Source organism: Rhodococcus sp. BS-15, from assembly GCF_000813105.1.
GTDB lineage: Bacteria > Actinomycetota > Actinomycetes > Mycobacteriales > Mycobacteriaceae > Rhodococcoides.
On sequence record NZ_BAOX01000219.1, the window covers coordinates 1 to 8371 of the forward strand.

11 protein-coding genes are annotated in these 8371 nt (G+C 63.2%); 6 read left to right on the top strand and 5 right to left on the bottom strand.

The features are described from left to right. The first annotated feature begins 383 nt into the window (after positions 1-383). Both RHBS_RS20125 and RHBS_RS20130 read left to right on the top strand, forming a co-directional pair. Entirely contained in the window at positions 384-683 is a 300-nt protein-coding gene (locus RHBS_RS20125; RefSeq protein WP_128646301.1) for a WXG100 family type VII secretion target, read from the top strand. Positions 684-740: 57 nt separating this feature from the next. Next, positions 741-1031, top strand: coding sequence for a hypothetical protein (locus tag RHBS_RS20130; RefSeq protein ID WP_128646302.1), 291 nt, complete (start codon positions 741-743; stop codon positions 1029-1031). Positions 1032-1303: 272 nt separating this feature from the next. Here the strand turns inward: RHBS_RS20130 and RHBS_RS20135 are convergent, their stop codons facing one another. Beyond that, on the bottom strand, positions 1304-2320 hold the full coding sequence (locus tag RHBS_RS20135; RefSeq protein WP_128646303.1) for an ESX secretion-associated protein EspG: 1017 nt from the start codon (positions 2318-2320) through the stop codon (positions 1304-1306). Positions 2321-2409: 89 nt separating this feature from the next. Beyond that, on the bottom strand, positions 2410-3105 hold the full coding sequence (locus RHBS_RS20140; protein WP_128646304.1) for a hypothetical protein: 696 nt from the start codon (positions 3103-3105) through the stop codon (positions 2410-2412). 96 nt (positions 3106-3201) lie between these two features. Between RHBS_RS20140 and RHBS_RS20145 the strand changes: the two genes are divergently transcribed. Beyond that, positions 3202-3789, top strand: a complete 588-nt coding sequence (locus RHBS_RS20145; protein WP_128646305.1) for a hypothetical protein — start codon at positions 3202-3204, stop codon at positions 3787-3789. Positions 3790-3804: 15 nt separating this feature from the next. Beyond that, positions 3805-4452 (top strand): homing endonuclease associated repeat-containing protein, encoded by a 648-nt coding sequence (locus RHBS_RS20150; RefSeq protein WP_128646306.1) that lies wholly within the window; start codon positions 3805-3807, stop codon positions 4450-4452. Positions 4453-4524: 72 nt separating this feature from the next. Here the strand turns inward: RHBS_RS20150 and RHBS_RS20155 are convergent, their stop codons facing one another. The 3 genes from RHBS_RS20155 to RHBS_RS20165 form a co-directional block, all read right to left on the bottom strand. Next, on the bottom strand, positions 4525-6534 hold the full coding sequence (locus RHBS_RS20155) for a type IV secretory system conjugative DNA transfer family protein (RefSeq protein ID WP_128646307.1): 2010 nt from the start codon (positions 6532-6534) through the stop codon (positions 4525-4527). Positions 6535-6587: 53 nt separating this feature from the next. Continuing rightward, positions 6588-6980, bottom strand: a complete 393-nt coding sequence (locus RHBS_RS20160; RefSeq protein ID WP_128646308.1) for a hypothetical protein — start codon at positions 6978-6980, stop codon at positions 6588-6590. Between the two features lie 225 nt (positions 6981-7205). Continuing rightward, complete coding sequence (locus tag RHBS_RS20165; protein ID WP_128646309.1) at positions 7206-7544, bottom strand: hypothetical protein; 339 nt, start codon at positions 7542-7544, stop codon at positions 7206-7208. 97 nt (positions 7545-7641) lie between these two features. On the opposite strand from RHBS_RS20165, the gene RHBS_RS20170 reads away from it, so the two are divergent. Together RHBS_RS20170 and RHBS_RS20175 are read left to right on the top strand one after the other, a co-directional pair. Next, entirely contained in the window at positions 7642-7935 is a 294-nt protein-coding gene (locus RHBS_RS20170; protein WP_128646310.1) for a hypothetical protein, read from the top strand. Between the two features lie 82 nt (positions 7936-8017). Continuing rightward, entirely contained in the window at positions 8018-8290 is a 273-nt protein-coding gene (locus RHBS_RS20175) for a hypothetical protein (RefSeq protein ID WP_128646311.1), read from the top strand. Positions 8291-8371 lie beyond the last annotated feature (81 nt).

The window sequence follows — 8371 nt, forward strand, 5'->3', positions numbered from 1 at the left end:
GGCGGAATGGCGGGAGTCGGTTTGATGCCGTCATCGTCGCCGCTGGCTTCGATGGCCAAGCCCGGTCCTGTCACTGCTGGCGGGCCGAGCGCCGGGTTCGGTGGCGTCTCGAACGCGCCGACATCGGCTCGGCCTGCGTCGCCGATGATGCCGCCTATGCACGGGGCGAACAACGGAAATAAGAGGGATGAACAGCGCGATAACCCGTATATCGTGGCTGTTGATCAAGCGTTCCCTATAGCCGACAACAGGCGGTTATCTGCATCGGGTGAACAGCCGTCCGAAAACCAGGTTAGTAGGGTATAGTCCACACCAGGTTCGGTGATGTGTTCATTGCCGTCACCTGTCCGATACGTACATCGTTAACGGGAGGAACACTCACAATGAGCGCACCAATCAAGCTGACACCGGACAACGTTCGGCAGATCGCCAGCCAGATCGACACCGGCCTCACCGATGTGTCGGGTCGATTCAAGAACATTGCCGCGCAGTTCACCGACCTCGGTTCCAGCGGTTTCAAGGGCAATGCGGGCGCAGCGGCCATCGCCAAGGGCGAGGAATTCAATTCCAAGGCCACCAAGATCGTGACCAACGGCCAGGAGAAGGCGCAGGCTCTCCGCGACTTCGCCAACCAGCAGGAGTCCCTCGACAACGAGAAGAACGCAGCCATCTCCGCCATCTAGTGGCTGCTCTGCGCTTCATACCCTTCTAGTCCGCCCCTTGAAAGGACCCCGTCAGTCATGACCGAACTCGTCAACGACCCGGCCGCCGTCGAAGCGGCCCTCGCCAGTGTCTCCGCCCAGCTCAACGGCGCAGAGGATTCCGCCAACCAGGTCCTCAACCAGTACAAGTCCCTCAGCGCGGCTGGTTCCGGTGCCGCTACCGAAGCGGCGGCGGAATTCTCGCAGCTGATGAACCAGCAGCTCGCCGAAGGGCGAGCCGCGGTCGAGCAGCTTCGCACCGTCGTTCGCACGGGCAGCGAGAACAGCGTCCAGATCGACAGGGCGGCAGCAGCCGCTCAGGGTGCCTGATCCACGCAGGCACCCTGAGCGGTTCTGAGTCGATGTCCTCTCGGAGCGTCTAACGCCGCCCGAACTCGTCTCAGATCGATCGACCGTATGGCCCACCGGAGAAGCTCTCCGGTGGGCCATACGTCGTTTCGTAGCCGCGACGCGCGGGACACCCGAAACGAGAGGCATCGCGTGACTGCCGTGCACCCGCGCAGCGACAAATACGATGCCGACGCCCCCGATGCGTCTTGGGCCGCTGTGCATCGGCACCACGCCGCAATGTCGACGCAGAGTCAGGTTTGGTCGCGCCGATCACGGAGCACCATGTCCGGATCGATCCCCAATTCACGAATGATGTCCTCCGGCGCGCGATTGCCGACGACACCGGCCCCCACAGGCTCGCGGGCATAGCCCGGCAGCGCTGCGAGGGCGTCGAGAGCTTGGCCTACAGCATCGACGGTCGCGGACTGAATGACCTTCCAGTACGTGCCGTCGCCGACGTGGCGGGGGTGGGAGACCGCGACGCCCTGTGCGTGAAAGTAGTCGATGGTCGCACCGTGTTCCGGGGTCAGTTGCTGAGGACCACTGGAGTACAGCACCTGGGTCGAGGCGACATGGTCGTACGAGAGCAGCTTGGACAGCGCGGTGAGCGAGCGAGAGTCGAGCCCACGCTGGTCCGACCGCAACGTGGCGATGTACTGCGCCGTTCCCCGGCGATACATGCCCTGTTCGTGCGCAGAGCTGTCGGCCTCGGGCCGCCGCGGTGGTGCGGACGCAAGAGTGTCGTACGGAATCGACATCACCGGTGTGCGGAGGGGCCGCCACTGGCTTTGAGGATCACCGAGGGTGAGCAGCAGCTTCGCCGTCGCGGCCGCGAAGCCTTCCCCTGTCACCGACGACTGAGTGATTTCGACGCTGTCATGATTGCGGACGGCGAAGGTCGCGACACCATCGCGGTATGCGCAGACGAAATACACCCGAGGGGTATCAGCGTGCACGAAAGTCTCTCTCAGGTGTTCCGCCCACCGATCGTCGACCTCGAATCGCACTGGCTGGCGTTGATTGTGGAGCAGCGTCATGCCCCAGTACGCCTCCGTGTATGCCGTCAGCGGGCCCAGAAGCGATTCCCCGAGCGGAGTGAGGCGAGTTCCGCCCGTGTCGACGAGCCCGGACTCGAGCAAGTGTTCGACGGCCACGGAACGGACATCATCAGGCAGGTCCACCGGTGCCGGACCCAGTTCGAGGATCGGCGCAGGCAACAACGAATTGAGGTGGATCAGGTGAGCCAGTTGCATTGCTGCGGTGCTCATGCGAGGCAGCCTTCCCGTTGCGGGTTCGATATGACGGACTCGGATTGGGAGCCGAGTAGTCGGACATGGTGCAGGCTCGGGCGTGAAACTCAGCCTGTGGGCGTATGGGTCGTGGAGGCGCATCGTTCGGAAACTTCGGCCGACGTCGACGCAGTCAGAGTGTCGTCCATGGAAATTGTTCCACGATAGGACAATTCGAGAACGGCGACCATCGACGCCGAGATGAAGGGGTGGTAGTCGGATACAGGATCGAGGGCAGTGAGCTCCGCGGGCACTGGGTCGATACGGCCGGTGCCCGAGGTCCGATCGGCCGGTGCGGTGAGCAGTGGCCACCTGTCGGCGAATGCAGCGAACGTAGCCGATTCGGATCCGGCCGTCGGCTCGCTGGGGTCAGCTCCCTCGGCGGGGGTATCGAGCGCAGCGGTGTCAGGGTGCGCGAGAGCGTAGAGAATCCAGGCCCGAGCGAGTTCGGGGTCGGTGGCCGCGGGGACAGATCTCATCACGGTCTCGAGGACGGCGGCGTCGACACCGAGGCACGTACGCAGATCCTCGGTGTCCCCCGGATTCGGGTTCGTATCGGTCTCTGTGGAGGATCCGAACAGCCATCGAATCGGCTCCTTGAGAGCCAGTGCAGGTACCGCCGCGGCCGAGAAGAGCAACGAGATGGTTACGATGGCGACCAGCAGCACTGCACCGGCAACGGCGAGGACGGTCAGAAGTTTTCCCTTGACTGCCCGTTCGGCGACAGCGCGGACCTTGCTGCGACTGGGCCTCGTGTGGGGCACGCCGTTGCACCAGCCTTTCTTGCAAGCTTTGCGGACCGTACGATAATGTCACAGAGTGTAGATCTGGGCAACGACTATGGAAGGGCGCGGGAGGCGATGAATCAGCAGCGGAAGTACCCGTTGCGCCGCATCGTGCTCGTGTCAGTCGCGACCGCCTCGACGGTGGCCGTCGCTGTGGGCGTCGGTGCCTTCGCAACGGCCATCAGCGGCAACGACGAGCAGTACGGGACAGCGACCGTCGCCCAGAACCCCGCCGCGACAACGTCTCCCAATGCCGCCGGCGATCCCGGTCCAGACCTCACCTCACGCGTCCTGACGTTGCCGACTGCCGCGACCGTGCTCGACAATCACGAGCGAGCGAAGGAAACCCAGGATGCAGCTCTGTTCACCGCGTCGACGTGCGCCGGCTTCATCGCAGCCGACGAGCAACAGCGCGGACTCGGTTCCGTCGGCGATCTCTTGAGCGCATACGAACGAGCGAAAAAGTATGTGCCCGTTCAGTTTGTGGAGAACATTCGAGCCCTCGACGCCAGCGGCGCAGGGATGACGGGCTCGATCACGATTTCGGCCAAGATCACCGACAACCGCTTCGTGCCACCGACCGAGGAAACCCGGTCGGTGCAGATCGCGATGAACTACGAAGAGGGGCGGTGGAAGCTGTGCCCAACACTCGATCCTCTGTGACCGAAGGACACCTCCATGGCCACGTCTGACGAACAGATCCTCGACGCGATCCGGCACGTAGCCCAACAGGTCAACGGCGATCGAGTCTCGGTTGCGATGTACAACCGCCACTCCAGGACAGGCGACCCGTCGCCTATCACCGCCATTCGTCGATTCGAGACGTGGGGAAAGGCCTGCAGCGCTGCAGGTTTGGTGGCCAATCCCTTCAACAAGGAGGGTGGGCGTCGAGTGTCCGACGAGGATGCTCTGGCCGCGCTACGACGCGCGGGCAACGACTTTGCCCTCAAAACAGGTCTCGCGCCCTACTCGATGACGTTGGACTTCTACGACGAGTGGCGGCTGCGGCAAGTGGTCGTCGACGACATCCTCGGCCTGGCGGTCCTCCACAAGCGATTCGGCAAGTGGAAGGATCTCAAAGCCCGCGCAGGGTTGAGCACCGAACACGTGGCGCGCTCAGCGGAGCTGGCTCGGCTCGACGCAGTGGCGAGGGCAGCACGGAGTTACGACGACGCGGGACACGGACCGCCGTCTCGCCTGACCCAGGCCTTCTACGACCACTGGCACAGCAATCAGCCCGATCGTGACCAACTGCCGACCTCGGCGGTGCTGAAAGAAGAGTACGGCGGCTGGGGCAAAGTGAAGGAAGCAGCCGAGATCGGTTGAATACCACGCTGTGGTCCATATCGGTTGCCGCGGTGAAAGAGTCGAGGATGCGCTTACGCCCGCCGGGCGCGCTCAGATGTTGACGTGCCCGTGGCGGATGATCTTTTTCGCGGAGGGGTCGAGACCGTCAGCTGTAGGTCCGGTGGCCTCCGCCTCGCTCACTGGAGGCGAATCTTCGGGTAGTTCATCAGGGCCGCTCGCTGGCGGGGTCGTGTGGCGGAGTCCTGCATCATCGCGATCCGCGCGCTCGTCGTCGATGTCCCCGCCGTATGGGTGATCGCCCCTGTCGTCGCCCCTGTCGTTGTCTTCGTCGTCGCTGGGCGGGAGATAGGCGGGAGGGGACGGAACGGTGGGGACGAATTTGAACGTTGCGCCGGTCGCGAGCTCGTTCAGATCGGGAAGAGGCGGTCTGGATGCACCTGCCTCGTCGGTACCGAGATAGTCCTCGTGCAGTGGGTCGTAGATGAACGCATCAGGATCGGGCTCACCCCGCGCGCCGTCGAGCAAGACCGGCGCGAGCGCGTACAGCGCGTCGATATCGTCGCCGTACTGAGGATCCTCGACCTTCCACCAGACACGGGGATACAACTTGGGGATGCGGTCGGAAACCTGCGTGCGGAACGCCTCCCACGCGTCGACGAGTTGCGGCGGCGGCGGCTTCGACTCGCCGGGGGAGTAGCCATAGAACGACTGAAACTCGACCGCCTTGTTGATGCCCGCCGTTTCGTCGGTGAGCAGCGCGATGCCCCTGCCGCGATCGTTGGAGGAGATCGTTCCACCGATACGGGTGGCCTCCGTGCGAAGCTGGTCCGGGAATGCCTCCCGGATCGTCTTGTCCGCGGGTACACCGAGCGAGATCCGCAGCCCGATGTTCCCGAGCAGCTGACCATCGATCGTTTCTCGGTAGACCTCCTGGGTGGCGATCACGACGTGGATCTTGAATTCGCGTCCGACGCGGGTCAGTTCCTTGAGATCCTCGACGAACTTCTTCAAACCGTCTTTGCCGTAGGTCGATTCGATGTGGGAACGCATTGTCGCGAACTCGTCGAGGAGCAGCATCATCGGCGGGCGTTGGAAGGGGTCGGCGAGACGCTGCCGCTTCCGTGTTTTGGCGTCGAGCTGCCGGGCGTGCAGCTCGTCGACGAACAGGCGCGTGAGCCGTACATGGTCGGCCGCGGTTTGAGAGACAGCGATGATGTTGTTCTCGCCGTTCATGCTCTCGTAGTCGGTGGTCTTGCCGTCGCCCAAACCGATCTGCCAGCCCGCTGCTCGGGCAGGTTCGATGATGTCGCCGCGGATGAACACCGACTTACCCGAACCCGTGCCACCGACGATGAGAATGTGAGGGAACTTCGCCGGGTCGACCCCGAGAATCTCCCCCAACGCGTCGACCCCGAGGCGAACCCGGTAGCTGGAGTAAAGCTCGAGCGCGTCGGCCTTGCTCTGCGCAACCCTGTCCGGGATCGGCGGCGCGATGGCACCGGGGAAGCGGGCTTTGCGGTTGAACTGCAGCATGTCCCGCTCGGTCAAGACTTTCAACGACCACTTCCCGCCGACGGACTTGGTGACCTTCTCGTAGATGTATTCCTGCATGCGGGCCGTCGCGAACTCGCCGGGCGTCTTGGTCTGCAACACGAATTGTTGGCATTCATCGGCGGCGTCGATATCCAAGCCGGTATTGGGGACCACGATGGTGTCGGGCAGGACAGAGCGCACGCGCGCCAGAAACGGGTGATCGGGGGCCTCGACGATGGCCTCCGCGGCGGAGTATGCAGGGGGAGGGGTGTCACTGACAGGACCGTCGGGAGTAGCTGCGGGTTGCTTCGCCAGCGAGACCGGCGCGCTCGCGTGCCGGAGCAGAACGGTACGCCACCACATGCACAGCGCGGCACCGCCGAACAGGCCGCCGTACCAGCACACGAGAGAAGTCGTCGAGTACGCCGTCACAGGGAGCGGGTTGACGATACGAGATAGGAGCGAGCCCGCCGAAACCAAGGCAAGCCCTGTGGCCAACCACGGCAGCAGCCTGATGTAAACCTCACGTCGTGCAGGCGACATGCCGCGCTGTGTCGAGTCGGTCACCGGATTTCACCTTCTGTCGAGCACTGAAACGAAAGGGGGTGCGGAGCGTCGTGTCAGGAGCTGATGGACCTGCGGGGATCAGGGATGAACCGCCACGCCGAGTGGGGGAATTCACCGGCCAGCGGCAGGCTGTCCATCGCATGCGCGACCACCTCCGGCTGCGCATCGAACGGGGTCACATCCTCGAACAGAACAATCAGGGAGAAATGGCAGTACGTCTCGTGCACAGCCGGGATCTCGCCGTCGGCGTTCGGAACGAAGTAGTCCGCAGAATCGTAAGTGTTGGGGATCAGGTGAGGCTGATCGTCACGGTATTCAACCGGTGCCGCCGACTCCGCGAGGCTGTCCCGGATGATCGTTCGGAACCGCTTCTGACGCGCTTCGAGCTCGCCGGGGCGCATCGTGTGGAAATTGGTCATTAGCCCGATGACTTCGGTGAAAATCATGGCGTGTTCTCCCTCGGTATTCACTCCTATACGAACAGCGAATCTACCATGTGTACTGGGTCCTATTCGGATGACTTGTTTGCCTGTCGCCATTGCGTATCGAGCCGGTTGTGCGCACGGCTGTCGTGATGCTCGCCTCGGTGATCATATCCGCTGATGACCACGGATTATCCTTCGAATGCTCGGCCGGTCGATCTTCCGAATAACGCCGCAAGTGGGTAGTGTTCACTCGCCGGCATCAGTGGAGGCATACGGCGGTATCCGTATGTAATCGAAGGTGTCGATTTCGAGGCGGTATGGTGTGGAATCGAGAGACCATCGATCGAAATTCGGCACGGTGTTCTGTAGATGGAAACGAATGGAGCGAATGTGGCGGACATCCTGTGTCACCCCTGCGCGGTAGCAGTCGTCAACGACGACGACAGCGCCCTGAGCGCCGAGCAGAACGAGGCACTGACCGCGTGGAGCAACTCGGTCGGGCAGGTCGTCGTCGAAGTCGACCTCGACCATCAAGGTGCCTGGTTCCACTGCGCCGGATGCGGGGGCACAGAGACGGAGGGCCACTCCGTGTCACCCGTCGGGTCAACCCGATAGCCACCGGCGCATCACCCACCGAGCCGCCTCGCTGCGTGCGAGTGCAGCGACATCGAAAGGAAAACACTTGAGCTACAACACCATCGACGAAATCAAGCAAGCGAACACCCGACTGGGTCACAGCTGGTTCGACACCGGTACGGCTCTCTACCACGGATCGTCCGTGGAGTCGGAGATCATCGGCGGCTTCTACTTCGTCGAATCCAGCTACCGAGAGCTCGGTAATTCCGACAGCGGCAAGGTATTTCGCGCCGTCGCCGCCAGTCCGGACGGAAGCGTTCAGTACCTCAGTGGCGCAGACACGTTCGACACGGCCGAGTCGGCACGCGAGTACATCGACGACATCGTCGCCACCCGGTAACCGAACTGCCGACGCTGGGCACTCGGCGTGCCCGCTGGAGAAGCGTAATCGTAAGCACCACAGCGAAAGAGTGGAATCACACATGGGAACAAAATCCGGCACCATCGCGGGATACACCTACCAAGCCGAGAACTACCGACCCGGCGACCTCGTCGAGCTGCTCATCTCCGCCGGAGAGGCAGCTCCCGGAGCCAGGGGAATGACGCCGGAAGAAGTGCTCGACCAGATCGCCGGCGAACGCGGCATCGAACGACTCGACGAACGCACCTTCGACTCGAACGACTTCCCGAAGGTGATCCTCGAGGATCAGGTCACCGAAGACGACCGAGCGACCTGGTACGGCGAGGACAATTGACCGGAGAGGGTCGCATGCCCCCGCTCACCTCGACCGGGCCCGCAGCGGGAGTGCGCCCGGCCGACCACCGCACGGCCCACG

Coding starts and splice junctions, on each gene's coding strand:
- RHBS_RS20125 (WP_128646301.1), top strand. CDS start 384: ATGAGCGCACCAATCAAGCTGACACCGGACAACGTTCGGCAGATCGCC.
- RHBS_RS20130 (WP_128646302.1), top strand. CDS start 741: ATGACCGAACTCGTCAACGACCCGGCCGCCGTCGAAGCGGCCCTCGCC.
- RHBS_RS20135 (WP_128646303.1), bottom strand. CDS start 2,320: ATGAGCACCGCAGCAATGCAACTGGCTCACCTGATCCACCTCAATTCG.
- RHBS_RS20145 (WP_128646305.1), top strand. CDS start 3,202: ATGAATCAGCAGCGGAAGTACCCGTTGCGCCGCATCGTGCTCGTGTCA.
- RHBS_RS20150 (WP_128646306.1), top strand. CDS start 3,805: ATGGCCACGTCTGACGAACAGATCCTCGACGCGATCCGGCACGTAGCC.
- RHBS_RS20160 (WP_128646308.1), bottom strand. CDS start 6,980: ATGATTTTCACCGAAGTCATCGGGCTAATGACCAATTTCCACACGATG.
- RHBS_RS20175 (WP_128646311.1), top strand. CDS start 8,018: ATGGGAACAAAATCCGGCACCATCGCGGGATACACCTACCAAGCCGAG.